The 23889-nt window shown below is 66.7% G+C and carries 21 protein-coding genes; 1 reads left to right on the forward strand and 20 read right to left on the reverse strand.

What is annotated here, in order from left to right; all coding sequences use genetic code 11:
* The 14 genes from hisC to J8I34_RS27295 all read right to left on the reverse strand — a co-directional run bounded on the left by hisC (position 1) and on the right by J8I34_RS27295 (position 12616).
* Positions 1 to 1101, reverse strand: a complete 1101-nt coding sequence (hisC, locus tag J8I34_RS27230; protein ID WP_209807446.1) for a histidinol-phosphate transaminase — start codon at positions 1099 to 1101, stop codon at positions 1 to 3.
* Between the two features lie 35 nt (positions 1102 to 1136).
* On the reverse strand, positions 1137 to 2480 hold the full coding sequence (gene hisD / locus J8I34_RS27235; protein ID WP_029047632.1) for a histidinol dehydrogenase: 1344 nt from the start codon (positions 2478 to 2480) through the stop codon (positions 1137 to 1139).
* A 51-nt stretch (positions 2481 to 2531) separates the two neighbouring features.
* A complete protein-coding gene (gene hisG, locus J8I34_RS27240) occupies positions 2532 to 3206 on the reverse strand; it encodes an ATP phosphoribosyltransferase (RefSeq protein WP_029047631.1) in 675 nt (224 codons plus the stop codon).
* An 18-nt stretch (positions 3207 to 3224) separates the two neighbouring features.
* Positions 3225 to 4475 (reverse strand): UDP-N-acetylglucosamine 1-carboxyvinyltransferase, encoded by a 1251-nt coding sequence (murA, locus tag J8I34_RS27245; protein ID WP_029047630.1) that lies wholly within the window; start codon positions 4473 to 4475, stop codon positions 3225 to 3227.
* 80 nt (positions 4476 to 4555) lie between these two features.
* A complete protein-coding gene (locus J8I34_RS27250; protein ID WP_029047629.1) occupies positions 4556 to 4804 on the reverse strand; it encodes a BolA family protein in 249 nt (82 codons plus the stop codon).
* Positions 4805 to 4855: 51 nt separating this feature from the next.
* Positions 4856 to 5677 (reverse strand): ABC transporter permease, encoded by an 822-nt coding sequence (locus J8I34_RS27255; protein WP_029047628.1) that lies wholly within the window; start codon positions 5675 to 5677, stop codon positions 4856 to 4858.
* Entirely contained in the window at positions 5674 to 6624 is a 951-nt protein-coding gene (locus tag J8I34_RS27260; protein ID WP_029047627.1) for an ABC transporter ATP-binding protein, read from the reverse strand. Before J8I34_RS27260 ends, J8I34_RS27255 begins: the two co-directional genes overlap by 4 nt.
* 262 nt (positions 6625 to 6886) lie before the next feature.
* Positions 6887 to 7204 carry an STAS domain-containing protein gene (locus J8I34_RS27265; protein ID WP_029047626.1) on the reverse strand — a complete coding sequence of 106 codons (318 nt, stop codon included), beginning with the start codon at positions 7202 to 7204 and terminating at the stop codon, positions 6887 to 6889.
* A gap of 149 nt (positions 7205 to 7353) precedes the next feature.
* Positions 7354 to 7983: an MlaC/ttg2D family ABC transporter substrate-binding protein gene (locus J8I34_RS27270; RefSeq protein WP_029047625.1), complete on the reverse strand. Its 630-nt coding sequence runs from the start codon at positions 7981 to 7983 to the stop codon at positions 7354 to 7356.
* 224 nt (positions 7984 to 8207) lie between these two features.
* Positions 8208 to 9206, reverse strand: coding sequence for an MlaA family lipoprotein (locus J8I34_RS27275; RefSeq protein WP_209807447.1), 999 nt, complete (start codon positions 9204 to 9206; stop codon positions 8208 to 8210).
* Positions 9203 to 9721, reverse strand: coding sequence for an outer membrane lipid asymmetry maintenance protein MlaD (gene mlaD, locus J8I34_RS27280; RefSeq protein ID WP_209775494.1), 519 nt, complete (start codon positions 9719 to 9721; stop codon positions 9203 to 9205). Before mlaD ends, J8I34_RS27275 begins: the two co-directional genes overlap by 4 nt.
* 76 nt (positions 9722 to 9797) lie before the next feature.
* Positions 9798 to 10577 carry a lipid asymmetry maintenance ABC transporter permease subunit MlaE gene (gene mlaE / locus J8I34_RS27285; RefSeq protein WP_029047622.1) on the reverse strand — a complete coding sequence of 260 codons (780 nt, stop codon included), beginning with the start codon at positions 10575 to 10577 and terminating at the stop codon, positions 9798 to 9800.
* Entirely contained in the window at positions 10574 to 11392 is an 819-nt protein-coding gene (locus J8I34_RS27290; protein WP_209807448.1) for an ABC transporter ATP-binding protein, read from the reverse strand. The genes mlaE and J8I34_RS27290 overlap by 4 nt, the downstream gene beginning before the upstream one ends.
* A gap of 135 nt (positions 11393 to 11527) precedes the next feature.
* Positions 11528 to 12616, reverse strand: coding sequence for a Bug family tripartite tricarboxylate transporter substrate binding protein (locus J8I34_RS27295; protein WP_029047620.1), 1089 nt, complete (start codon positions 12614 to 12616; stop codon positions 11528 to 11530).
* Positions 12617 to 12854: 238 nt separating this feature from the next.
* Between J8I34_RS27295 and J8I34_RS27300 the strand changes: the two genes are divergently transcribed.
* On the forward strand, positions 12855 to 13394 hold the full coding sequence (locus J8I34_RS27300; protein ID WP_029047619.1) for a GNAT family N-acetyltransferase: 540 nt from the start codon (positions 12855 to 12857) through the stop codon (positions 13392 to 13394).
* Between the two features lie 85 nt (positions 13395 to 13479).
* Here the strand turns inward: J8I34_RS27300 and J8I34_RS27305 are convergent, their stop codons facing one another.
* The 6 genes from J8I34_RS27305 to J8I34_RS27330 form a co-directional block, all read right to left on the reverse strand.
* The gene (locus J8I34_RS27305) at positions 13480 to 14943 is read right to left on the reverse strand and encodes a glutamate synthase subunit beta (RefSeq protein ID WP_029047618.1); all 1464 of its coding nucleotides are present in this window, start codon (positions 14941 to 14943) and stop codon (positions 13480 to 13482) included.
* A gap of 122 nt (positions 14944 to 15065) precedes the next feature.
* Positions 15066 to 19859, reverse strand: a complete 4794-nt coding sequence (locus J8I34_RS27310) for a glutamate synthase-related protein (protein WP_209775492.1) — start codon at positions 19857 to 19859, stop codon at positions 15066 to 15068.
* 286 nt (positions 19860 to 20145) lie between these two features.
* Complete coding sequence (locus tag J8I34_RS27315; RefSeq protein WP_209807449.1) at positions 20146 to 20871, reverse strand: transposase; 726 nt, start codon at positions 20869 to 20871, stop codon at positions 20146 to 20148.
* A gap of 88 nt (positions 20872 to 20959) precedes the next feature.
* Positions 20960 to 22096 carry a deoxyguanosinetriphosphate triphosphohydrolase gene (locus J8I34_RS27320; protein ID WP_156914387.1) on the reverse strand — a complete coding sequence of 379 codons (1137 nt, stop codon included), beginning with the start codon at positions 22094 to 22096 and terminating at the stop codon, positions 20960 to 20962.
* 57 nt (positions 22097 to 22153) lie between these two features.
* Positions 22154 to 23260, reverse strand: coding sequence for a 3-dehydroquinate synthase (aroB, locus tag J8I34_RS27325; RefSeq protein WP_209807450.1), 1107 nt, complete (start codon positions 23258 to 23260; stop codon positions 22154 to 22156).
* Positions 23257 to 23790 carry a shikimate kinase gene (locus tag J8I34_RS27330; protein ID WP_209807454.1) on the reverse strand — a complete coding sequence of 178 codons (534 nt, stop codon included), beginning with the start codon at positions 23788 to 23790 and terminating at the stop codon, positions 23257 to 23259. The genes aroB and J8I34_RS27330 overlap by 4 nt, the downstream gene beginning before the upstream one ends.
* Positions 23791 to 23889: the final 99 nt, after the last annotated feature.

Consider the following 23889-nt stretch of genomic DNA (forward strand, 5'->3'; position numbering starts at 1 on the left):
TTAATCCTGCAGCGACGCTGCGAATGCCTCAAGGAACTGCGCGTTTTCTTCGGGCGTGCTGACCGTGACGCGCAGACAATTGGCCAGCAACGGGTGCATTTTACTCACGTTCTTGATCAATACCTTCCGCGCCAGCAGCCGGTCGAAGGCCTGTGCCGCATCCGGCACGCGCGCCAGCAGGAAGTTGGCGGCGCTGGGGAACACCGTGACGCCGGCATGCGCGGCCATGCCGTCGGCCACGCGGGTGCGCTCGGCGCGCAGCTGCGCGGCCTGTTCGTCCAGCACCGACACATGCCCGAGCGCGAACAGCGCGGCGGCCTCGGTCAGCACATTGACGTTGTATGGCGGACGCACCTTGTCGATCTGCGCCAGCCACTCCGGCGCACCGGCCAGGTAGCCCAGGCGGATGCCGGCCAGGCCGAGCTTGGACACGGTTCGCATCACCAGCAGGTTGCCGAAGTCCGACAGGCGCGGCATCCAGCTGTGCTGCGCGAACGGCTGGTAGGCCTCGTCGACCACCACCAGGCTGTTGCAGACGTCGCCCTGTGCGGCACGCAGGATGGCCTCCATGTCGGCGGCGTCAAACAGGTTGCCGGTGGGGTTGTTCGGATAGGCCAGGTAAATGATGGCGGGCTGGTGCTCGGCCATCGCCGCCAGCATGGCTTCGCGATCCAGCGTGAAGTCCGCGCGCAGCGGCACGCCGACGAACTCGAGGCCGGCAAATTGTGCAGACATCGCGTACATGACGAAGCCCGGCACCGGGGCCATCACCTTGGCGCCCGGTTTGGCCGCGGCCAGCGCCAGCATGCTGATGATCTCGTCCGAGCCGTTGCCCAGCAGGACGTCCATGCCGGCGGGCACGGCCATCACATCCTTCAGCCTGGCGCGCAGCGCTTCGCTGCTGGGCACCGGATAGCGGTTCAGCGCCACCTCGCCCAGCCGCGCGGCCAGTTGCTGGCGCAGTTCGGGCGGCAGGCGGTACGGGTTCTCCATCGCGTCGAGCTTGACCAGACCGTGCGAATCCGGCACGTGATAGGCGCCCATGGCGCGCACGTCGTCACGGATGATGCGTTCGATCAGGGAGGGCTCTACGGCTGACATGGGAACTCCAGGTTTGACTGCGTTGGTTCAGGAAATCAACTGCGCTTGAAACGGTATTCCGCGCTGCGCGCGTGGGCCTGCAGGCCTTCGCCATACGCCAGCTCGGCGGCGATCTGGCCCAGCATCTGCGCCCCGCCCTCGCTCACCTCGATCAGGCTGGAGCGCTTCAGGAAGTCATAGACGCCCAGCGGCGACGAGAAGCGCGCGGTGCGCGAGGTCGGCAGCACGTGGTTGGGGCCAGCGCAGTAATCGCCCAGCGACTCGCTGGTATAGCGGCCGAGGAAGATGGCGCCGGCGTGGCGGATCTTCTCGCTCCACTGGCGCGGGTTTTCGGCGGAAATCTCCAGGTGCTCCGGCGCGATCGCGTTGGCGATCTCGCAGGCTTCCTCCATGTCGCGCACCTTGACCAGCGCTCCACGGCCCGAGATCGACGCGGCGATCACTTCGCGACGCGGCATGGTCGGCAGCTGGCGCTGGATGCTGGCCTCGACGCGGGCGATGTACTCGGCGTCCGGGCACAGCAGGATCGACTGCGCCAGTTCGTCGTGTTCGGCCTGCGAGAACAGGTCCATCGCCACCCAGTCGGGGTCGGTGGTGCCGTCGCAGATCACCAGGATCTCGGACGGCCCTGCGATCATGTCAATGCCGACGGTGCCGAACACGCGGCGCTTGGCGGCAGCCACGTAGGCATTGCCCGGGCCGACGATCTTGTCGACCTGCGGCAGCGTAGCGGTGCCGTAGGCCAGCGCGCCCACGGCCTGCGCGCCGCCGATGGTGAAGACGCGATCGACCCCGGCGATCTGCGCGGCAGCCAGCACCAGCTCGTTGCGCACGCCGCCGGGCGTGGGCACGACCATGATGATTTCCTTCACGCCGGCCACGCGCGCCGGGATCGCGTTCATCAGCACCGACGATGGGTAGGCGGCCTTGCCGCCCGGCACGTAGATGCCGACGCGGTCCAGCGGCGTCACCTTCTGGCCCAGCATGGTGCCGTCGGCCTCGGTGTACTCCCAGCTGTGGCTGCCGCACTCGATCTTCTGCTTCTCGTGGTAGGCGCGCACGCGCGCGGCGGCTGCTTCCAGCGCGGCGCGGCGCTTGGGCTCGAGGTCCTCGAGCGCGGCTTCGAGCTCGGTTTGCGACAGTTCGAGCGCCGCGATCGAAGGCGCGGCCATGCGGTCGAAGCGTTGCGTGTACTCCAGTACCGCGGCGTCGCCGCGCGCCTTCACGTCGGCCAGGATCTGTGCCGCGGCGCGGTCGATGGCCTCGTCCTCGCCAGCCTCGAAGGCCAGCACCTGGCGCAGTGCCTCGGCAAAGCCCGGCTCGCTGGAATCAAGCCGGCGGATCGGCAGGTTTTCCATTTCGGATACGGTTGCGTTCATGACTTCTTTTCCTTCTCAGTCGGCACCGGCCTGGTGTGGCCCGATGTGGCCTTACACCAGCGCCGCCGAAGCGCGTTCGAATGCGTCGAGGATCGGCGCCAGCCGCTCGCGCTTGAGTTTGAGCGCGGCCTGGTTCACCACCAGCCGCGACGAAATTTGCACGATCTCTTCCACTTCGACCAGGTTGTTGGCGCGCAGCGTGCTGCCGGTGCTGACCAGGTCGACGATGGCATCGGACAGCCCCACCAGCGGGCCCAGCTCCATCGAACCGTACAGCTTGATCAGGTCGACGTGAACGCCCTTTTTCGCAAAATGCTCGCGCGCGGTCTGCACGTATTTGGTGGCCACCGCCAGGCGCGCGCCCTGGCGCACCGCGCTGGCGTAGTCAAACCCGGCCGGCACCGCCACCGACATGCGGCAGCGGGCGATGTTGAGGTCGATCGGCGCATACAGGCCGGCCATGCCATGTTCCATCAGCACGTCCTTGCCGGCCACGCCGAAGTCGGCGGCGCCATACTGCACGTAGGTCGGTACATCCGAGGCGCGCACGATCACCACGCGCACGGCGGGGTCCGAGGTCGGCAGGATCAGCTTGCGCGAGGTCTCGGGATCCTCGGTCACCTGGATGCCGGCGGCTTCGAGCAGCGGCAGCGTTTCGGTAAAGATGCGGCCCTTGGACAGCGCCAGCGTCAGCTGGTTGGGCGAAGCGTTGAATGTGGGGCTCATCGGCGTCAGTCCTCGTGCTCAGGCAATGCGGCGGATCTTGGCGCCCACTGCAGACAGCTTGTCTTCCATGCGGTCGTAGCCGCGGTCCAGGTGATAGATACGGTCGATCACGGTGTCGCCCTCGGCGACCAGGCCGGCGATGACCAGGCTGGCGGAGGCGCGCAAGTCGGTCGCCATCACGCTGGCACCGGACAGGCGCGGCACGCCGTTGACCACCGCGGTGTTGCCTTCGACGACGATGTCGGCGCCGAGGCGGTTCAGTTCCTGCACGTGCATGAACCGGTTCTCGAAGATGGTCTCGGTCACGCGCGCGGTGCCTTCGGCCACGGCATTCAGCGCCATGAACTGGGCCTGCATGTCGGTCGGGAAGGCGGGATATTCCGAGGTGCGGAAGCTCACCGCCCTGGCGCGGCGCGGCATCGCCAAACGGATCCAGTCGGCACCGGTCTCGATGCGGGCGCCGGCTTCGCGCAGCTTGTCGAGCACGGTGTCGAGCAGGTCCGGGCGCACGTCGCGCAGCACCAGTTCGCCCAGCGTCGCGGCCGCGGCGCACAGGAAGGTGCCGGCCTCGATGCGGTCGGCGATCACGCTGTGGCGCGCGCCGTGCAACTTGTCGACGCCCTGCACCACCAGCCGGTCGGTGCCGATGCCGTCGATCTTCGCGCCCATCCTGACCAGCAGGTGCGCCAGGTCGCTGACTTCGGGCTCGCGCGCGGCGTTTTCCAGCACGGTCTCGCCTTCGGCCAGCGTGGCGGCCATCAGCAGGTTTTCGGTGCCGGTCACGGTGATCATGTCGGTGACCACGCGCGCGCCCTTCAGGCGCCGGGCGCGGGCATGGATAAAGCCATGCTCGATGCTGATCTCGGCGCCCATCGCCTGCAGGCCCTTGATGTGCTGGTCGACCGGCCGGGCGCCGATGCCGCAGCCGCCGGGCAGCGAAACCCGGGCCTCGCCGAAGCGCGCCACCAGCGGACCCAGCACCAGGATCGACGCGCGCATGGTCTTGACCAGCTCGTACGGCGCCTCGAGCGAGTTGACGTCGGCCCCGTTGAGCGCGACGGTGGCGCCATCCTGTTCGGCACGCATGCCCATCAGGCGCAGCAGCTTGAGCGTGGTGCGCACATCCTGCAGGTCGGGCACGTTATCCAGCGAGACGGTATCGGCCGTGAGCAAGCCCGCGCACAGGATCGGCAGCGCGGCATTCTTGGCGCCCGAAACGCGGACTTCACCCCGTAGCGGACCGTTGCCCTGGATCTGGAATTTGTCCATGTTGTGTCGGTTCTGGCCGGGCCTGCGCCCGGAGTCATTGTTCTCGGACCGCGCATGCAGCGCGGTGCGGCACGGCCGGCTTACTTGCCCTCGCCTGCCTGCCACTCGGCGGGCGTCAGCGTCTTCATCGACAGCGCATGGATCTCGGCGCGCATGCGGTCGCCCAGCGCGGCATAGACACGCTGGTGGCGCTGGATCAGCCGCTTGCCTTCAAACTCGGTACTGACGATGGTGGCAAAGAAGTGCTGGCCGTCGCCCTCGACTTCCAGATGTTCGCAGGGCAATCCTTGGGCAATGTATTCCCTGACTTGTTCCGGTGTAGGCAGCATGGAGTTCTCTTCAGCGTATTCAGTAAGTGCGCGGTGTCAGTGCGGCCGCGCTCAGTGGCGCAGCTTGTATCCGGACTTCAGCAGCCGCAGCGCCAGCGCCGCCAGCACCACGAAGGCCGATCCCACCACCGCCAGGCTGAACAGCGGCGACACGTCCGAGACGCCGAAGAAGCCATGGCGGAAGCCGTCGATCATGTAGAAGAACGGATTGGCATGGGACACCGCCTGCCAGAAGGCCGGCAGCGAATGGATCGAATAGAACACGCCGGACAGGAAGGTGGCCGGCATGATCAGGAAATTCTGGAACGCGGCGAGCTGGTCGAACTTCTCGGCCCAGATGCCGGCGATCAGGCCCAGCGTGCCGAGAATGCCCGCGCCCAGCAGCGCGAACACCACGATCCAGCCGATGCTGGCGAAATGCAGGTTGGCAAACCACGCCGTCACCAGCAGCACGCCCAGGCCCACGGTCAGCCCGCGGATCACCGAGGCCAGCACATAGGCACCGAACATCTCCCAGTGCGACAGCGGCGGCAGCAGCACGAACACCAGGTTGCCGGTGATCTTGGACTGGATCAGCGACGACGAGCTGTTGGCGAAGGCGTTCTGCAGCACGCTCATCATCACCAGGCCGGGCACCAGGAAGGCGGTGTAGCTGATCTGGTCGTAGACCTTGACGCGGTCTTCCAGCACATGGCCGAAGATCAGCAGGTACAGCACCGCGGTCAGCACCGGCGCGGCCACGGTCTGGAAGCTGACCTTCCAGAAGCGCAGCACTTCCTTGTACAGCAGGGTCCGGAAGCCGACCAGGCCGCCAACGGCCATCGGGCCCAGGCGGGCGTCTTCCACCAGTTCGATTTCGCCAGGCTGCTTCATGCCGCGGCCTCCATGGCGGGGTCGGGCAGCGCGCCCGGCATGTGGCCCTCGCGGCGCATGATCTGGACAAACACGTCTTCGAGGTCGGCCTTGTTGATTTCCATGTCTTCGATGTCACAGCCCGCTTCGCGGCAGGCGGCCAGGATCGGCTCGACCGCCTGGTAGCCCGACAGCCGCAGCCGCACCGCACGCTCGCCCGGGTTGGCCGGCATGCGCAACGGCTCCAGCGCCGACGGCAGGCTGCCGTGCGCGAAGGTCAGCACCAGCTGCAGCCCGGCGAACTGCGTCAGCAGGTTGCTGGTGCGGTCCAGCGCCACCACTTCGCCGAACTTGAGCATGGCGATGCGGTCGCACAGCGCCTCGGCCTCTTCGAGGTAATGCGTGGTCAGGATGATGGTGTGGCCTTCCCGGTTCAGGCGCGAGATGAACTTCCACAGCGTCTGGCGCAGCTCGACATCGACGCCGGCGGTGGGCTCGTCCAGCACGATCACGGGCGGGCGGTGCACCAGCGCCTGGGCCACCAGCACGCGGCGCTTCATCCCCCCGGACAACTGGCGCATGTTGGAATCGGCCTTGCTGGTCAGGTCCAGGTTGGCCATGATCTCGTCGATCCAGTCGTCGTTGCGGGTCAGGCCGAAATAGCCGGACTGCAGCCTCAGTGTCTCGCGCACCGTGAAAAACGGGTCGAATACCAGTTCCTGCGGCACCACGCCAAGCATACGCCGCGCCATCCGGTAGTCGGACACGACATCGTGGCCCAGCACACGGACGCGGCCGGAGTCGGCGCGGTTCAGGCCGGCGAGGATCGAGATCAGCGTGGTCTTGCCGGCGCCGTTCGGCCCGAGCAGGCCGAAGAATTCGCCGCGTTCAACGGTGAAGCTGACGCCCTTGAGCGCCTGCAGGTTGCGGTAGCGCTTGCGAACGTCGTGGATTTCAATGGCTTTCATGGCCGATTGTCTGTGGCGTGTCCAGCCCTTTTGGGAGGCCAGCCGCCTGAAATGGGGAGCTGCTGCGTGCCCGGATTTCCTGGGCCGGCTTGGCATACACCGGAATCAGGCGGGGGGAAGGGCGAACAACCCGGAATTATAGGGGATGCGGGGTGGGTCCCGCTTGATCCCCACCGGATCCGCCCGCTGGGCGCGGCGACAGCGTCAGGCCGTCGCCGGGGCATCGCGGTCGGCCGCAATCGCTGCGTCCGGCGATGCCGGATCAATGTCGGTGGTGGTGGCCCGGGCGGGAAAGCGGCTCGGCGCTGGTCGCCAGGCCCAGCAGGCTGTCGACGCCATACAGGTTGGCCAGCTGCGACAGTTGCGCCGGCACCCCGCGCAGCGCCAACGCCAGGTTGCGCGCGGCCGCGGCACGATGCCATGCCAGCAGCACGGCAACCGCGGAGGAATCCACCTGCGCCAGGCCCGTGCAGTCGACCTGCACCTTGCCCTGCACCCCGCCCTGGCCCACGCGCGCCAGCCCGTCGCGCAGCACGGCGGCGGCGTTCTGGTTGGTCAGCGAGGTGCCCAGCGAAAGCATGGTGGCGTCAGGAAGCGTGATCGGCGTGATTGGCAATGCGGTGCAAACAAAAGCTCCCGCGCTGAGGCGGGAGCCAGTGCCGCGAACGGTCATTGTAGTGCAAGATCGGCGCGCCGTGCTGCATTGCAGCGGCGCGCGCTCGCCGCGGCTTAGCTCTTGGCGTTGGCCAGCTGGCGGTTGCGGTCCTGCAGCGTCTTGATCACGCCCTCGACGCCCTGCTGGCCGACGATGGTGTTGAAGCTGCCCTTGTAGGCCTCGGTCAGCCACGCGCCCAGCACGTTGATGTCATAGACCTTCCAGCCGTTCGCGGTCTTCTCCAGGCGGTAGTCCATCTGGATCGGCTCGCCCTTGTTGATGACCTGGGTGCGGATGGTGGCATCGGTGTCCTCAGGCGTACCGCGGTACGGGCGGTACTGCACGGCCTGGTCGCGGATCTGGGCGATGGCGCCGGCGTAAGTGCGGATCAGCAGGGTCTTGAACTCCTCGGTGATCTGCTGCTGCTGCTCCGGGGTCGCCTTCGACCAGTTGCGGCCCATCGCGATTTGCGTGGTCTTCTGGAAGTTGGCGTTCGGGATGATCTTCTGCTCGACCAGCGCGGTGATCTTGGCGATATTGCCGCCCTGCATGTCCTTGTCGGACTTGACGGTCGTCATCACGTCGCTGACCACGGCCTTGACCAGCCCGTCCGGAGTGGCCGCGTCCGTGCCCGACACCTGCGCGTGGGCAGCGCCGGCGAAGGCTACTACCGTAAGGAAGGGGACCAACAGTCGCTTAATCATGGATTTTTTCCTTCTTTCTCAAAGACGTTTGCCGGCGAGGTCCACCGGACGAGCGCCGCCGGGCGGCAGCGGCCTTGCGGTGATTGGAACATAAGCGCGGGCCCCGGGTTGCACCGGCCAGCGCCCTCCCCGCCACTTCCAAACAAATTGTTTCAGCCCTGACAGGGCATTCACAGCCTGGCGCCAGCCCGTCGGGACTAGTGCCACAAAGACCACAAAGGCGGTCAGCGAATCCGGATCACGCCCGGGACGATACGCTGCATCGGCTCCACCGGTGGCACCGGCAGGCTCTGGCCTTCCGGCTGGATGTCGCCTTTGGGCGGCGTCGCCGCGGGCGTGGAGGCGTCGGCGGGCGGCGCGGCCGCAGGGGCGGAGGCGTCAGCGGGCTGGGCCGCCGGCGCCGGCTGGGCTGGCGTTTGCGGTACCGCCGGCGCCTCTGGTTTGCCGCCTTCGCTCGCATCCGGAGCCGCGGGAGCAGCCTCATCGCTGTCGGCTTCGGCGTCCGGCGGATTGCCGTCGTAAACCAGGTACTGACGGCGCTGCAGGTAGGAGTCGCGCAGGAACGAGTACTTGTCCAGCGCCGCCTGCTCCAGCAGGTTGCTGGCGCCCAGCAGCTGCGCGCGGCCCGCCACGATGCGTACGCCGACCAGCGAATTGCGCAGCGATACCGGGTCGAGATAAGCCGACGGGTCGAACTGGCGGTCGACCAGCATGCCTCCCGTGTCGCGCACCGAGCTCGGCCCGAACAGTGGCAGCACCAGGTACGGGCCCGGCGGCACGCCCCACACACCCAGCGTCTGGCCGAAGTCTTCCTTGTACTTGGGCAGGCCTGCAGGCGTGGCGATGTCGATCAGGCCACCCAGGCCCAGCACGCTGTTCATCGCCACGCGCATGGAGTCTTCCGCCGCGCGCGTGGGCTTGCCCTGCAGCAGGTTGTTCACCGCCGAATAGACATCGCTGACGTTGGAGAAGAAATTCTCCACCGCGCGCTGCACCGGCGTCGGCATGTAGTCGGCGTAGACCTCGGCCACCGGGCGCAGGATGCCCTTGTCGAAGTCTTCGTTGATCTTCGAGACTTCGCGGTTAAAGGGCTCCAGAGGATCCTTCGGGTTGGCCGTAGGGCCCGTGGCACAGCCGGCGAGCAACGCGGCGGCGGCGGCCATCAGGCCAGCCGCCGGGCGGCGCGCGGCGCGGCCCGGCTTGCCGGGGGGAACAGCACTCATTTGGCATCCCCGCCCAGCGCCGGCGCGCTGGCGCCGGCCGCGGGCGAGCCGCTGGCACCGGCATCCGCCGCCTTGTTGTACAGGAACTGGCCGATCAGGTTTTCCAGCACCACCGCGGACTGCGTCATGGTGATGCGGGCGCCATCGGCCAGCATCGCGGTGTCGCCGCCGGCCTCCAGGCCGATGTACTGCTCGCCCAGCAGGCCCGAGGTCAGGATCTTGGCCGAGGTGTCCTTGGGAAACTGGTAGCGCTTCTCCAGGCTCATCTCGACGGTGGCCTGGTAGGTCTTGTCGTCGAAGCGGATCGCGGCAACGCGGCCGACCACCACGCCGGCGCTCTTGACCGGCGCACGCGGCTTGAGTCCGCCGATATTGTCGAAGCGGGCCTGCACAGCGTAGGTTTCCTGGAAGGTGAAGGCGCTCATGTTGCCGGCCTTGAGGGCCAGGAACAGCAGGGCGACGAACCCCGCCGCCACGAACAGCCCCACCCAGAAATCGAGTGTGTTCTTTCTCATTGGAATCTCTTTCTTCAACCCCGTAGTGTCTTGTCGCTGTGTTGCAGTCAGAATGGTCCGCGCCGGCTGCCAGCCGTCAGTTGCTGAACATCAGCGCGGTCAGCAGGAAATCCAGCCCCAGCACCGCCAGCGACGCGATCACCACGGTGCGGGTGGTCGCGCGCGAGACGCCCTCGGGCGTCGGCTTGGCCTCGAAGCCCTGGTACAAGGCAATGAACGTCACGGCAATGCCAAAAATAAAGCTCTTGATCACGCCATTGAGCACGTCGGCGCGCACGTCGACGCCGCCCTGCATCTGCGACCAGAAGGCACCGGCGTCGACGCCGATCAGCTGCACGCCGACCACGTAGCCGCCCAGGATGCCCACCGCGCTGAAAATCGCCGCCAGCACCGGCATGGCAATCACGCCCGCCCAGAAGCGCGGCGCGACCACGCGCTGCAGCGGGTTCACCGCCATCATTTCCATCGCGGTCAGTTGCTCGCCCGCCTTCATCAGGCCGATCTCGGCAGTCAGCGAGGTGCCGGCGCGCCCCGCAAACAGCAGCGCGGTCACCACCGGCCCCAGTTCGCGCACCAGCGACAGCGCCACCAGCAGACCCAGCGCCTGCTCGGAGCCGTAGCGGTTCAGCGTGTAGTAGCCCTGCAGGCCGAGCACGAAGCCGACGAACAGGCCCGACACGGCGATGATTACCAGCGACAGGTTGCCGACAAAGAAAACCTGGTCGGTCACCAGGCGGAAACGGCGCAGCAATGCCGGTGACAGGCCCAGCACGGTAAGGAACATGCGGGTGGCATGGCCCAGGCCCGTCACGTTGCGGCGCACGGCCGCGCCGATGGTGGTAAAGAAACCGATCACCGCGCCCTCCCGGCAAAGTCCTCAGCCAGCGACGGCCCCGGGTAATGGAACGGCACCGGGCCGTCGGCCTCGGCGTGGACGAACTGGTGCACGAACGGATCGTTGGAGGCTCGCAGTGCCTCGGGCTCGCCCTGCGCGGCGATGCGCCCGTCGGCAATGAAATACACGTAGTCGGCGATCTGGAAGGTCTCGTGCACGTCGTGCGAGACGATGATCGTGGTCGCGCCGAGCGCGTCGTTCAGGCTGCGGATCAGGCGGGCGGTCAGGCCGAGCGAGATCGGGTCGAGGCCAGCGAAGGGCTCGTCATACATCAGCAGCGCGGGATCGAGCGCGATCGCGCGCGCCAGCGCCACGCGCCGCGCCATGCCGCCCGAGATCTGCGACGGCATCAGGTCGCGCGCACCGCGCAGGCCGACCGCGTTCAGCTTCATCAGCACCAGGTCGCGGATCATCGAGTCCGGCAGGTCGGTATGCTCGCGCAGGGGAAAGGCCACATTGTCGAAGACCGACAAATCGGTAAACAGCGCGCCGAACTGGAACAGCATGCCCATCTGGCGCCGCACCGCGTACAGGCCGCGGGTATCGAGCTGGTGGATATCGGTGCCGTCGAAGCGAACCGCGCCCGCCTGGGGGCGCACCTGGCCGCCGATCAGCCGCAGCACCGTGGTCTTGCCGCACCCCGAACCGCCCATGACCGCAATCACCTTGCCACGCGGAAATTGCATGGTGAGGCCGGACAGGATGGGCTTGCCGTGGTCCGCATAAGCGAAATCCACCGCATTCAGTTCGACGAGGTTTTGAGCAGAATCGGTCACGTTGGCACCGGTCGGGACAGGGGCGCATTATAAGGTGTACTACCTAGCCCTGCTGGCACCCGTGTGTCGCGCGCCACATCGCTGCGGACCGATGCAATAGGAAAGCGTCTGATTCTGTGAGCGGAAATTTTTCCTTCAGGGTTCCTGCACTTGGCTGGCGTCCCGCAGAATCACCTGCCACTGGATCGATTCCGAACGGATCGCCGTGGCGAAGGCCTCCGGCGAATCGCGCAGCGTGGTCAGCCCGGCGGCCTGGAGCCGGGAGCGCACTTCGCGCTCGGCCATCACCGCGTCGAGTTCGACTGCCAGCCGCGCAACGATCGCCCGCGGCGTCTTGGCGGGCGCCATCACGCCAAACCAGGCCGCCGCCGCGTACCCATCCAGCCCCGACTCCTGCAGCGTCGGCACCAGCGGCGCCAGCGGCGAGCGCGCCACGCCGGTCACGCCGATCAGCCGCAGCCCGCCGCTGCGGACCTGGCTCTGTACCGCGGCAAACGAACAGAAGCAGGCGCTGATGCGACCGGCCAGCATCTCCTGCACCACCGCGGACTCACCCTTGGCGGTGACCAGCGGCACGCCGCTGCGGACGCCGCGCACGGCGTACTCGGCGTACAGATGGGAAGGGCTGCCCGGCTGGCCGTAGCCATAGCTGTAGGAACCCGGGTTGGATTTCACCGCGGTCATCCACTGCTCCGGCGTACGCATCGGCAGCCGGGCGTCGATCACCAGGAACAGCGGCGTGGTGGCGACCCGCGCCACCGGGGTGAAATCGCGCACGACGTCGTATGGCACCGGCTCCAGCCCCGGCTGGATCAGCATATTGGCCTGGTGGAACAGCAACGTGTGGCCGTCCGAGCTGGCCTTGGCGACGACATCGCCCGCGGTGGTGCCGCCTGCGCCGGGGCGGTTGTCGACCTCCATTGGCACGCCCAGCCGCTCCGACAGGCGCTCTGCCAGCAGGCGGGCGACCGCGTCGGCCACCCCGCCGGCCGGGAACGGCACGATCAGGCGCATCGGCCGGTTCGGGAAAGACATGCTGCGTACCAGTCCCGGCCCGGCTACAGCGGGCGTCGCGGGCACGGCAAGGGCGAGCGAGGCACAGCCCAGCGCATACAGGCACAGGAAAGGCTGGAGCCAGCGTCGGAGCACCGCCCATGCGGACGGCCACGACGCAAACTTCACTTTACCTCGCCAAAGTTGCGGCATATTGCGCACTTCGGTCATCAATTTCCTCCCACCCATCCCCTGAGGGGACGGCGAGCTGGTTCTGGGGAAAAAGGATTCGCGAGGCGGTTTCCGTTAGTTGTTTTCTGAAAATTGTAAGTACATCGCCCGGATGGCCACAGGCACGTAAACCATAGCCGGGAGAACCCTGAAGGCCTTGTCCAGCCTTGCCAAACGCGCCATGCCCGCAATGCTGCCGCACCGCGGCCCCGCCTGGGCCGCCGGCTATAATCGCGCGATGACGATGTTTCCCCTGCGGCCCATGGCGGCCGCCGACCTGCCTGCCGTGCTGGCCGTGCAGGCCGCCTGCTATACCGAAGTGCTGCTGGAAAGCCGCGACGCGCTAGCCAGCCGGCTGGCGCTCTCCCCCACCACCTGCTGGGTCGCCGACGATCCGCGCCAACCCGGCACCCTGGCCGCCTACCTGTTCACCCACGCCTGGCCCGAGACCAGCCTGCCGCCGCTCGATGGCCTGCTCGACGACGGCTCGCGCCAGGCGGCGGCGCCGGCACCACTGACCTGGTTCGTCCACGACATGGCCGTGGCGCCCACCGGGCGCGGCGGCGGGCTTGCGGCACGGCTGTATGCGGCAGCGCAAGCGGCTGCGCTGGCGGCCGGACTGAAGCATTCGCGGCTGATCGCCGTACAGTCGGCCGCGCCCTGGTGGCGCAGGCTCGGGTACGCGCCGGTAGCGGCAGAGACCGCGGCACGGCACGCCGGCGAGCTGGCAGACTATGGTGCCGCTGCGATCCTCATGGAAAGGACGCTGGCCGGCTGAAACCGGCTACGGCATCGCGCCCGCAACGAAAAAAGCCCGCCGGCTTGCGCCGGGCGGGCTTTTTGCTGCGGCAGTGACCTGCGGATCAGCGCGGCAGGTCGGTATGCCCCATCAGGAAGGCATCGACCGAACGCGCGGCCTGGCGGCCTTCGCGGATCGCCCACACCACCAGCGACTGGCCACGGCGCACGTCGCCGGCGGCGAACACCTTGGGCACGTTGGTGTGGTAAGCGCGCTCGCCTTCGGTGGCGGCCTTGGCGTTCTTGCGCGCATCCGTGTCGACGCCGAAGGCTTCCAGCATCGAGCCCACCGGGTTGGTGAAGCCCATCGCCAGCAGGACCAGGTCGGCCGGCAGGATGAACTCGCTGCCTTCCACTTCCTGCATGCGGCCATCCTTCCATTCGACGCGGCAGGCCTTCAGCGCGGTGACCTTGCCGTTCTCGCCGATGAATTCCTTGGTGGCGACCGACCAGTCGCGCTCGCAGCCCTCATCGTGCGACGACGAGGTACGCAGCTTGATCGGCCAGTACGGCCACACCAGCGGCTTGTTCTCTTCTTCCGGCGGCTGCGGCAGCAGTTCGAACTGGGTCACCGAGGTGGCGCCGTGGCGGTTGGACGTGCCCACGCAGTCGGAGCCGGTATCGCCGCCGCCGATCACGATCACGTTCTTGCCCTCGGCGCGGATCTCGTTGGCGCCGTCGCCGGCCACCTCCTTGTTCTGCGGGATCAGGAATTCCAGCGCGAAGTGGATGCCGTTCAGGTCGCGGCCCGGCACCGGCAGGTCGCGCGGCACTTCCGAGCCGCCCGCCAGCACCACGGCGTCGAACTGGTCCATCAGGGCCTGGGCCGAGATGGTTTCACGCGCATAGTTCTTGATGCCGGCCGGCAGCTCGCCGTCGGTCACCATGACGCCGGCGCGGAAGGTCACGCCTTCGGCCTGCATCTGTTCCATGCGGCGGTCGATCAGCGACTTCTCCATCTTGAAGTCGGGGATGCCGTAGCGCAGCAGGCCGCCGACGCGGTCGTTCTTCTCGAACACGGTCACGTCATGGCCGGCACGCGCCAGCTGCTGCGCGGCAGCCATGCCGGCGGGGCCGGAGCCGACCACGGCGACGGTCTTGCCGGTCTTGTGGCGCGGCAGCTGCGGCTTGACCCAGCCCTCTTCCCAGGCCTTGTCGATGATGGCGTGCTCGATCGACTTGATGCCCACCGGCAGCTCGTTGATGCCCAGCGTGCAGGCGGCTTCGCACGGCGCCGGGCAGATGCGGCCGGTGAACTCGGGGAAGTTGTTGGTCTGGTGCAGCACCTCGATCGCCGACTTCCAGTCCTGGCGGTACACCAGGTCGTTGAAGTCGGGGATGATGTTGTTGACCGGGCAGCCGTTGTTGCAGAACGGGATGCCGCAGTCCATGCAGCGCGCACCCTGGAGCTTCGCTTCGCTGTCGGACAGCGCGAACACGAATTCCTTGTAGTGCTTCACGCGCTTGACTACCGGTTCGTAGCCCTCATTCTGGCGCGGAAATTCGAGAAAGCCAGTCGCCTTACCCATGTTGCGTCCTTGGTCATGCTGCGCGGGACCGGCGGCTTCGCCGGCCCTGCGGTGGGGTCAGTATCTTGTCAGGGCCGCCGCGGCTTGCCGCGACCCGTCGCTACGTTGGTTTGCTGCTGCGCTCAGGCCGCGATGGCTTCGCGGTCGCTGTCGCGGGCTGCCTGTTCCTTGGCGTACATCTCGCCCAGCGCGCGCTTGTACTCGGTCGGGAAGACCTTGACGAACTTGCGGCGTGCCGTGGTCCAGTCAGCCAGCAGCGCCTTGGCGCGCTCGGAACCGGTGTAGCGGAAGTGCTGCTCGATCAGGTTGCGCAGGATGGCTTCATCCAGCACGCGCTTGCCGTCGACCTTGTGCCACGAGGCCTGGGGCTGGCCCTTCTCCTGGTCGGCCGAGGCCAGCACGGCTTCCAGCGCCACCATCGAGGTGTTGCAGCGCTTGTCGAACAGGCCGTCCTCGTCATAGACGTAGGCCACGCCGCCCGACATGCCGGCCGCGAAGTTGCGGCCGGTGCCGCCCAGCACCACCACCGTGCCGCCGGTCATGTACTCGCAACCGTGGTCGCCGGTGCCTTCCACCACTGCCACGGCGCCGGAGTTGCGCACCGCGAAGCGCTCGCCGGCCACGCCGTTGAAGAACGCTTCACCGGCAATGGCACCGTACAGCACGGTGTTGCCGACGATGATGTTGCGGGTCGGGTCGCCGCGGAACTCGTGCGGGGCACGCACGATCACGCGGCCGCCCGACAGGCCCTTGCCGACATAGTCGTTGCCGTCGCCCACCAGGTCCAGCGTGATGCCGTGCGCCAGGAACGCGCCGAACGACTGGCCGGCGGTGCCTTGCAGCTGGATGTGGATGGTGTCGTCGGGCAGGCCTTCGTGGCCGTGCTGCTTGGCGACCACGCCGGACAGCATCGCGCCGACGGTGCGGTTGACGTTCTTGACCGGCTGGATGAACGACACGCGCTCGCCCTTCTCGATCGCCGGGCGGGCCTTGGCGATCAGCACGTGGTCCAGCGCCTTGCCGGCTTCCTGCGACAGGCCGTGATCCTGCACGTCGGTGTGGTACAGCGGCACGTCCGCGCCCAGCGACACCTGGTGGAAGATGCGGCTGAAGTCCAGGCCGCGTGCCTTCCAGTGTTCGATGCCTGGCTTGGTGTCGAGCAGGTCGGCGCGGCCGATCAGCTCGTCGAAGGTGCGGATGCCCAGCTGGGCCATGATCTCGCGGGCTTCTTCGGCAACAAAGAAGAAGAAGTTCACCACGTGTTCCGGCTTGCCCTGGAACTTCTTGCGCAGCTGCGGATCCTGCGTGGCCACACCCACCGGGCAGGTGTTCAGGTGGCACTTGCGCATCATGATGCAGCCCTCGGCGACCAGCGGTGCCGTGGCGAAGCCGAATTCGTCGGCGCCCAGCAGCGCGCCGATGACGACGTCGCGGCCGGTCTTCATCTGGCCGTCGGCCTGCACGCGGATGCGGTTGCGCAGGCCGTTGAGCAGCAGCGTCTGCTGCGTTTCGGCCAGGCCCAGCTCCCACGGCGTGCCGGCGTGCTTGATCGACGACCACGGCGAGGCGCCGGTGCCGCCATCATGGCCAGCGATCACGACGTGGTCGGCCTTGGCCTTCGACACACCAGCGGCCACCGTGCCGACGCCCACTTCGGACACCAGCTTGACCGAGATATCCGACGACGGGTTGACGTTCTTCAGGTCGTGAATGAGCTGTGCCAGATCCTCGATCGAGTAGATGTCGTGGTGCGGGGGCGGCGAGATCAGGCCCACGCCCGGCACCGAGTAACGCAGCTTGCCGATGTAGTCCGAGACCTTGTGGCCCGGCAGCTGGCCGCCTTCGCCCGGCTTGGCGCCCTGCGCCATCTTGATCTGGATCTGGTCGGCGGAAGCCAGGTATTCGGCGGTCACGCCGAAACGGCCAGACGCCACCTGCTTGATCTTCGAGCGCAGGGAGTCGCCGTCCTGCAGCGGCAGGTCGGCCTCGACCACGTCGCCCAGCAGGCTCTTCAGGCTGTCGCCCTGCTTGATGGGAATGCCGCGCAGTTCATTGCGATAGCGCTTCTCGTCTTCGCCGCCTTCGCCGGTGTTCGACTTGCCGCCGATGCGGTTCATCGCCACGGCCAGCGTGGCATGGGCTTCGGTCGAGATCGAGCCGAGCGACATCGCGCCGGTGGCAAAGCGCCGCACGATTTCCTTGGCAGGCTCGACTTCTTCCAGCGGAATCGCCTTGGCCGGGTCGACCCTGAACTCGAACAGACCGCGCAGCGTCATGTGGCGCTTGCTCTGGTCGTTGATGATGTTGGCGTATTCCTTGTACGTCTGGTACGCGCCCTTGCCGTCGTCGGCGCGCACCGAGTGCTGCAGCTTGGCGATCGAGTCCGGGGTCCACATGTGCTCTTCGCCACGGATGCGGAAGGCGTACTCGCCGCCGGCGTCCAGCATGTTTTCCAGCACCGGGCTGTTGCCGAAGGCGTCGGTGTGCAGGCGCAGCGCTTCCTCGGCCACTTCGAAGATGCCGATGCCCTCGACGTTCGACGGCGTGCCGTGGAAGTACTTCTGCACCAGTTCGCGCGACAGGCCGATGGCTTCGAAGATCTGCGCGCCGGTGTACGACATGTAGGTCGAGATGCCCATCTTGGACATTACCTTGAACAGGCCCTTGCCGACCGCCTTGACGAAGTTCTTGACCGCCTTTTCCGGCGACAGGTCGCCCGACAGGCCGCTGGCCATGTCGGCCAGGGTTTCCATCGCCAGGTACGGGTGCACGGCTTCGGCGCCGTAGCCGGCCAGCAACGCGAAGTGGTGCACTTCGCGCGCGGTGCCGGTCTCGACCACCAGGCCGGTCGACGTGCGCAGGCCCTTCTCCACCAGGTGGTGGTGGATCGCGGACGTGGCCAGCAGAGCCGGGATGGCGACATGGTCGGCATCCACCGGGCGGTCGGTCACGATCAGGATGTTGTAGCCCGAGCGCACCGCATCCACGGCTTCGGCGCACAGCGAGGCCAGGCGCGCTTCGATGCCTTCCTTGCCCCACGCGGTCGGGTAGCAGATGTTCAGTTCATACGAACGGAACTTGCCGCCGGTGTAGTGCTCGATGTTGCGGATCTTGGCGATGTCCTTGAAGTCCAGCACGGGCTGGGACACTTCGAGGCGCATCGGCGGGTTGATGTTGTTCAGCTCGAGCAGGTTCGGCTTCGGGCCGATGAACGACACCAGCGACATCACCATGTTCTCGCGGATCGGGTCGATCGGCGGGTTGGTCACCTGGGCGAACAGCTGCTTGAAATAGTGGTACAGCGTCTTGTTCTTGGACGACAGGATCGCCAGCGGCGAGTCGTTGCCCATCGAGCCGGTGGCTTCTTCGCCGGCCAGCGCCATCGGCGCCATCAGGAACTTGACGTCTTCCTGGGTGTAGCCGAAGGCCTGCTGGCGGTCCAGCAGCTTGGCCACCGGCTTCTTCTCGGCGGCGACGTCTTCGGGCTTGGCGTCGATCTCGTCCAGCTTGATGCGAACGGCGTCGATCCAGCTCTTGTACGGCTTGGCGTTGGCCAGGTTGTCCTTGAGCTCCTTGTCGTCGATGATGCGGCCCTGCTCCATGTCGATCAGGAACATCTTGCCCGGCTGCAGGCGCCACTTCTCAACGATGCGCGACTCGGGGAACGGCAGCACGCCGGCTTCCGAGGCCAGCACCACGACGTCGTCCTCGGTCACGTAGAAACGTGCCGGGCGCAGGCCGTTGCGGTCCAGCGTGGCGCCGATCTGGCGGCCATCGGTGAAGCAGATCGCGGCGGGGCCGTCCCACGGCTCCATCATGGCGGCGTGGTACTCGTAGAAGGCGCGACGGTTGTCGTCCATCAGCGTGTGCTGTTCCCAGGCTTCCGGGATCATCATCATCATCGCGTGGACGAGCGGGTAGCCGGCCATCGTCAGCAGTTCGAGGCAGTTGTCGAACGATGCCGTATCGGACTGGCCCGGGTAGATCAGCGGCCACAGCTTGGGCAGGTCGTCGCCCAGCACCGGCGACGAGATCGCGCCGGTACGCGCGTTGATCCAGTTGACGTTGCCCTTGACCGTGTTGATTTCGCCGTTGTGGGCGACCATGCGGTACGGGTGGGCCAGTTCCCAGGCCGGGAAGGTGTTGGTCGAGAAGCGCTGGTGCACCAGGGCCAGTGCCGACACGGCGCGCTGGTCCTGCAGGTCCAGGTAGTACTCGCCGACCTGGTTGGCCAGCAGCAGGCCCTTGTACACCACGGTACGGGCCGACATCGACGGCACGAAGTATTCCTTGCCGTGCTTGAGCTTGAGCGCCTGGATGGCGTGGCTGGCGGTCTTGCGGATGACGTAGAGCTTACGTTCCAGCGCGTCCGTGGTCATGATATCGCGGCCGCGACCGATGAAGATCTGGCGGATCACCGGTTCGGTCTTGCGCACCGTCGGCGACATCGGCATGCGGGCGTCGACCGGCACGTCGCGCCAACCCAGCACGACCTGGCCTTCCAGGCGGACCGTGCGTTCCAGTTCCTGCTCGCAGGCCAGGCGCGAAGCGTGCTCCTTCGGCAGGAAGATCATGCCGACGCCGTATTCGCCGGCGGGCGGCAGGCTCACGCCCTGCGCGGCCATTTCCTCGCGGTAGAACTGGTCCGGAATCTGGATCAGGATACCAGCACCGTCGCCCATCAGCGCGTCCGCGCCGACGGCACCCCGGTGGTCCAGGTTCTCCAGGATCTTCAGGCCCTGGGAAATGATCTCGTGGGACTTCTTGCCCTTGATGTGCGCGACCATGCCGACGCCGCAGGCGTCATGCTCGTTGGTCGGGTCATACATGCCTTGCGCCTGCGGACGCAGGTCGAGGGCGGAGGAAGACTCGCTGATTTGCTCGCTGGTCTGCGCTTGGGCCGAAAGGTTCTTCATTTGGTCCACGGGCTGAATTCCGGTGAAGGCTGCGCGAACTGCTGGACTACCGGAACGGGGACCGCGCGCTTTCTTTAAATCCACCCAAACCGGTGGACCGGCGGGAAGGGAAATGGGGACGAAGCTGTCTGCGGGCCGCAGCGGCGTACACGAGCGTGACGCGCCGCACAATGACTGTGGGTGGAGCAACTATATGGGAATCCTGAAAAGCTCGCAAAAATTTTAAATAGGGTCAGAACACATTTAATATCGCACCGTTTCGGTGATTGAATTAAATGGGGACACATTAATTCTGCGCGGCTGGCGTCACCTCCCCCGGCGCGGGACGCACCTTTTTGGGGCGTCCTTTCGGGAGGGGCTGGACACGTCGGGTTGCGCCACGCTCGAGTTGCGCCAGGAATACCTCGTCGCCGAGAGGCCAACCGCTGTGAGCGTGGCTGCGGAGGGTCTCCAGCGTGCGGCCGGAAAGCCCCTCGGCAGTCAGCATGCGGTAGTTCGACTGGCGCTCGAACGGAGTATTGCCAAGTTCCCAGTAGGCGGAGTGATCGCTCACAAATGGGCTGGCCTCGATGCCAGCGTGATGGCGATAGCTGCTCCAGCGGTCGGCTTCAGGCGTCGATACTTCGCCCGCGCGCATAGCATTGCCTTCGACGTACAGCATGGCTGGCAGAATCCACGGTGTCGGGTCGAATACCGCCGAGCGGAAGCGTCCTTCCCACAGCGTGCCGGTACGATTGGCGACGCGATTGAAGTAGCGCGCATAGCGGCGGCCGACCGCCTGCATGGTCAGGCTCAACGAGTCCGGGCCCTTGGGCGTGGCCACGAGGTGGACATGATTGGGCCGCAGCGCGTAGGCGTGGACCGCCAGGTCATGCTCGCGCGCGGCCATGCGCAGGCAGTCGAGGTAGTGCAGGTAGTCGTCCGGGCCGAGAAAGACGTCCTGGCGATTGTTGCCACGTTGCAACACCAGGGCGGGAAGTCCGGCGGGGGAAAAACGGGGAAGTCGGGCCATGGCAGGTCATGCGAGCGTCGATGCCCACATGATAGCCTGATCCGTCCCCACTTTATCTGAAGAGCCGGCGCCCTTCCGCGCGTCTCGGTCAGTTGCCCTCGCTGACCGCGAAGATGCGCCGGTGCTCGCGGATCGCATAGCGGTCCGTCATGCCGGCGATGTAGTGGGCGATCAGCCGTGGCTGATCGGCGCCATGGCCGGCCTGGTACTGCGGCGGCAGCAGGCGCGGATCGGACATGAAGGCTCCGAACAGGTCGCCGACAATGCGCTGGGCCTTGGCCGACATCCGCATTACCAGGTAATGCCGGTACAGGTGCCGGAACAGGAAGCGCTTCAATGTCGCCGCTTCCTCATGGAGTTGTGGACTGAAGCCCACCAGCGGGCCGGCGGCGCGCACGGCGTCGATATTACGCGGGTTGGCGGCGGCGATATTGCGGCTGGTGGTCTCGATCAGGTCGACGATCAGCGTGTTGATCATGCGCCGGACGGTCTCATTGATGGCACGCCGGCCATTCACGTCCGGGAAGGCATCGGCAACCTCGGCGCGATGGCGCGCCCACATCGGGACTTCGTCCAGCTGCTCCAGCGTCAGCAGGCCGGAGCGCAGGCCATCGTCGATATCGTGGTTGTTGTAGGCGATTTCGTCGGCCAGGTTGGCGAGCTGTGCCTCCAGCGACGGCTGCGTGCCCTCCAGGAAGCGCCGGCCCAGCTCGCCCAGCGCCGCGGCATTGACGCGCGAGCAATGCTTCAGGATGCCCTCGCGGGTTTCGAAGGTGAGGTTCAGGCCATTGAAGCCGCCGTAGCGCTCCTCCAGCTCATCCACCACCAGCAGGCTCTGCAGGTTGTGCTCGAAGCCGCCATGATTCTTCATGCAGGCGTTGAGCGCATCCTGCCCGGCATGGCCGAAGGGCGTGTGGCCGAGGTCGTGCGCCAGCGAGATGGCCTCGACCAGGTCTTCGTTGAGGCGCAGGTTGCGCGCGATCGAACGGGCGATCTGCGCCACCTCCAGGCTGTGCGTCAGCCGGGTGCGGAACAGGTCCCCCTCATGGTTGACGAAGACCTGGGTCTTGTACTCGAGCCGCCGGAACGCGGTGCTGTGGATGACCCGGTCGCGGTCGCGCTGGAATTCGCTGCGCGACTGCGAAGCGGGTTCGGCGTGCACCCGCCCGCGCGTCTGCGCGGAGCGGGCGGCGTACGGGGCGAGGTGGCTTTCAAAGTCGGTCATGCGGCAATCCATTGGCTGGAGGTTTGGGGGCCTGGGTTGCGAGGCATAACCGGTCAATCACGCGACCGTGGCCTCGGTGGGAGGTTTAAGCACCGCGTGCTGCAGCGTGGCACGCAGGTCGGCGTCCGGCACCGTGGTGATGAACGCCTCGCCGAGCTTCTTCAGCAGGATGAACTTGATGCTGCCGGCCTCGGCCTTCTTGTCGACCTTCATCAGTTCGATATACCGGTCGGTGGCCAGTTCCGGCGCCACCACCGGCAGGTTGGCTGCCTGGGTCAGCTGGCGGATGCGGGCGCGCGTCTCGGTATCGATAAAGCCCAGCCGCAGCGACAGGTCCGCGGCCATCACCATGCCGCAGCCCACCGCTTCGCCGTGCAGCCAGGCGCCGTAACCCATACCGGCCTCAATCGCGTGACCGAAAGTGTGGCCGAAGTTGAGGATGGCGCGCAGGCCGCCTTCGCGCTCGTCCTGCGCCACCACGCCGGCCTTGATTTCGCATGAACGCTGCACCGCCACCGCCATCAACTCAGGATCGCAGTCGTTCAGCGCCTTGATGTTGCGCTCGATCCAGGCAAAGTATTCGGCGTCGGCGATGGCGCCGTGCTTGATCACCTCGGCCATGCCGGCGGCCAGTTCGCGCGGGGGCAGCGTGCGCAGCGTGTCGATATCGGCGATCACCGCATTGGGCTGGTGGAACGCGCCGATCATGTTCTTGCCGAGCGGATGGTTGATGCCGGTCTTGCCGCCCACCGACGAATCCACCTGCGACAGCAACGTGGTCGGCACCTGGATGAACGGCACGCCGCGCATGTAGCAGGCGGCGGCAAACCCGGTCATGTCGCCCACCACCCCGCCGCCCAGCGCGACCAGCGTGGTCTTGCGGTCGGCGCCGGCCTGCAGCAGCGCATCGAAGATCAGGTTCAGCGTTTCCCACTGCTTGAAGGCCTCGCCGTCGGGCAACGTGACCGTGCGTACGGTCTTGCCGAGCGATTTCAGGCAGGCCTCGACGCGCGCCGCATAGAGCGGCCCCACGGTTTCGTTGGTGACGATGACGGCGTGCTGGCCGCGCACGTGCGGGCGCAGCAGCTCGGCATTGTCGAGCAGGCCGGTACCAATATGGATGGGGTAGCTGCGCGCTCCCAGGTCGACTTCAAGCGTGATCATGGATGGGTGGGGTCCTGCGGCGCCGGTTGCGCGGGATCGATCGCAAAGCCGGCCATTTCGAGTTGCATCAGCACCATATTAGCAAGCTGCGCCACCGAAGGCTTGCCGGTTTCAATAATGAAATCCGCCACCTCGCGGTAAAGCGGGTCGCGCTGGGCGTACAGCGCCTCTAGCTTGCCCTTGGGGTCTTCGGTCTGCAGCAGCGGGCGGTTCCGGTCGTGCCGGGTACGCAGCCACAGGTCGTGGGGGCTTGCGCGCAGGTAGACCACGGTGCCGCGGGATTTCAGCACCTCGCGGTTTTCGGCGCGCAGCACCGCGCCGCCGCCGGTGGCCAGCACGATGCCCTGGCGCCCGGCCAGTTCTCGGATCATCGCGGTCTCTCGGTCGCGGAAACCGGCTTCGCCCTCGACCTCGAAGATCACCGGGATGCGCACGCCGCAGTGGGCCTCGATCTCGTGATCGGAATCGAAAAACGGATAATGCAGGCGCCGCGCCACCGTGCGGCCCACGGTGGTCTTGCCGGCGCCCATCAGGCCGACGAAAAAGAGATTGGGTCGATCGGATTCCGGTCGGTCGGATTCCTGTCGATCGGGGTGCGGGCGCGGTGCCGACCCTGTCGCAGAGGCTGT

The sequence above is a fragment of the Cupriavidus phytohabitans genome (genome assembly GCF_017815025.1).
Classification (GTDB): domain Bacteria; phylum Pseudomonadota; class Gammaproteobacteria; order Burkholderiales; family Burkholderiaceae; genus Cupriavidus.

Bases quoted from the DNA above. Each gene is read 5' to 3' on its own strand.
- aroB (WP_209807450.1), bottom strand. From the start codon at position 23,260: ATGATCACGCTTGAAGTCGACCTGGGAGCGCGCAGCTACCCCATCCAT.
- J8I34_RS27300 (WP_029047619.1), top strand. From the start codon at position 12,855: ATGACGATGTTTCCCCTGCGGCCCATGGCGGCCGCCGACCTGCCTGCC.
- J8I34_RS27315 (WP_209807449.1), bottom strand. From the start codon at position 20,871: ATGGCCCGACTTCCCCGTTTTTCCCCCGCCGGACTTCCCGCCCTGGTG.
- J8I34_RS27250 (WP_029047629.1), bottom strand. From the start codon at position 4,804: ATGCTGCCTACACCGGAACAAGTCAGGGAATACATTGCCCAAGGATTG.
- J8I34_RS27295 (WP_029047620.1), bottom strand. From the start codon at position 12,616: ATGACCGAAGTGCGCAATATGCCGCAACTTTGGCGAGGTAAAGTGAAG.
- J8I34_RS27305 (WP_029047618.1), bottom strand. From the start codon at position 14,943: ATGGGTAAGGCGACTGGCTTTCTCGAATTTCCGCGCCAGAATGAGGGC.
- hisD (WP_029047632.1), bottom strand. From the start codon at position 2,480: ATGAACGCAACCGTATCCGAAATGGAAAACCTGCCGATCCGCCGGCTT.
- J8I34_RS27265 (WP_029047626.1), bottom strand. From the start codon at position 7,204: ATGCTTTCGCTGGGCACCTCGCTGACCAACCAGAACGCCGCCGCCGTG.
- J8I34_RS27330 (WP_209807454.1), bottom strand. From the start codon at position 23,790: ATGGGCGCCGGCAAGACCACCGTGGGCCGCACGGTGGCGCGGCGCCTG.
- J8I34_RS27320 (WP_156914387.1), bottom strand. From the start codon at position 22,096: ATGACCGACTTTGAAAGCCACCTCGCCCCGTACGCCGCCCGCTCCGCG.
- J8I34_RS27275 (WP_209807447.1), bottom strand. From the start codon at position 9,206: ATGAGTGCTGTTCCCCCCGGCAAGCCGGGCCGCGCCGCGCGCCGCCCG.
- J8I34_RS27255 (WP_029047628.1), bottom strand. From the start codon at position 5,677: ATGAAGCAGCCTGGCGAAATCGAACTGGTGGAAGACGCCCGCCTGGGC.
- J8I34_RS27260 (WP_029047627.1), bottom strand. From the start codon at position 6,624: ATGAAAGCCATTGAAATCCACGACGTTCGCAAGCGCTACCGCAACCTG.
- J8I34_RS27270 (WP_029047625.1), bottom strand. From the start codon at position 7,983: ATGATTAAGCGACTGTTGGTCCCCTTCCTTACGGTAGTAGCCTTCGCC.
- J8I34_RS27310 (WP_209775492.1), bottom strand. From the start codon at position 19,859: ATGAAGAACCTTTCGGCCCAAGCGCAGACCAGCGAGCAAATCAGCGAG.
- mlaD (WP_209775494.1), bottom strand. From the start codon at position 9,721: ATGAGAAAGAACACACTCGATTTCTGGGTGGGGCTGTTCGTGGCGGCG.
- murA (WP_029047630.1), bottom strand. From the start codon at position 4,475: ATGGACAAATTCCAGATCCAGGGCAACGGTCCGCTACGGGGTGAAGTC.
- hisC (WP_209807446.1), bottom strand. From the start codon at position 1,101: ATGTCAGCCGTAGAGCCCTCCCTGATCGAACGCATCATCCGTGACGAC.
- hisG (WP_029047631.1), bottom strand. From the start codon at position 3,206: ATGAGCCCCACATTCAACGCTTCGCCCAACCAGCTGACGCTGGCGCTG.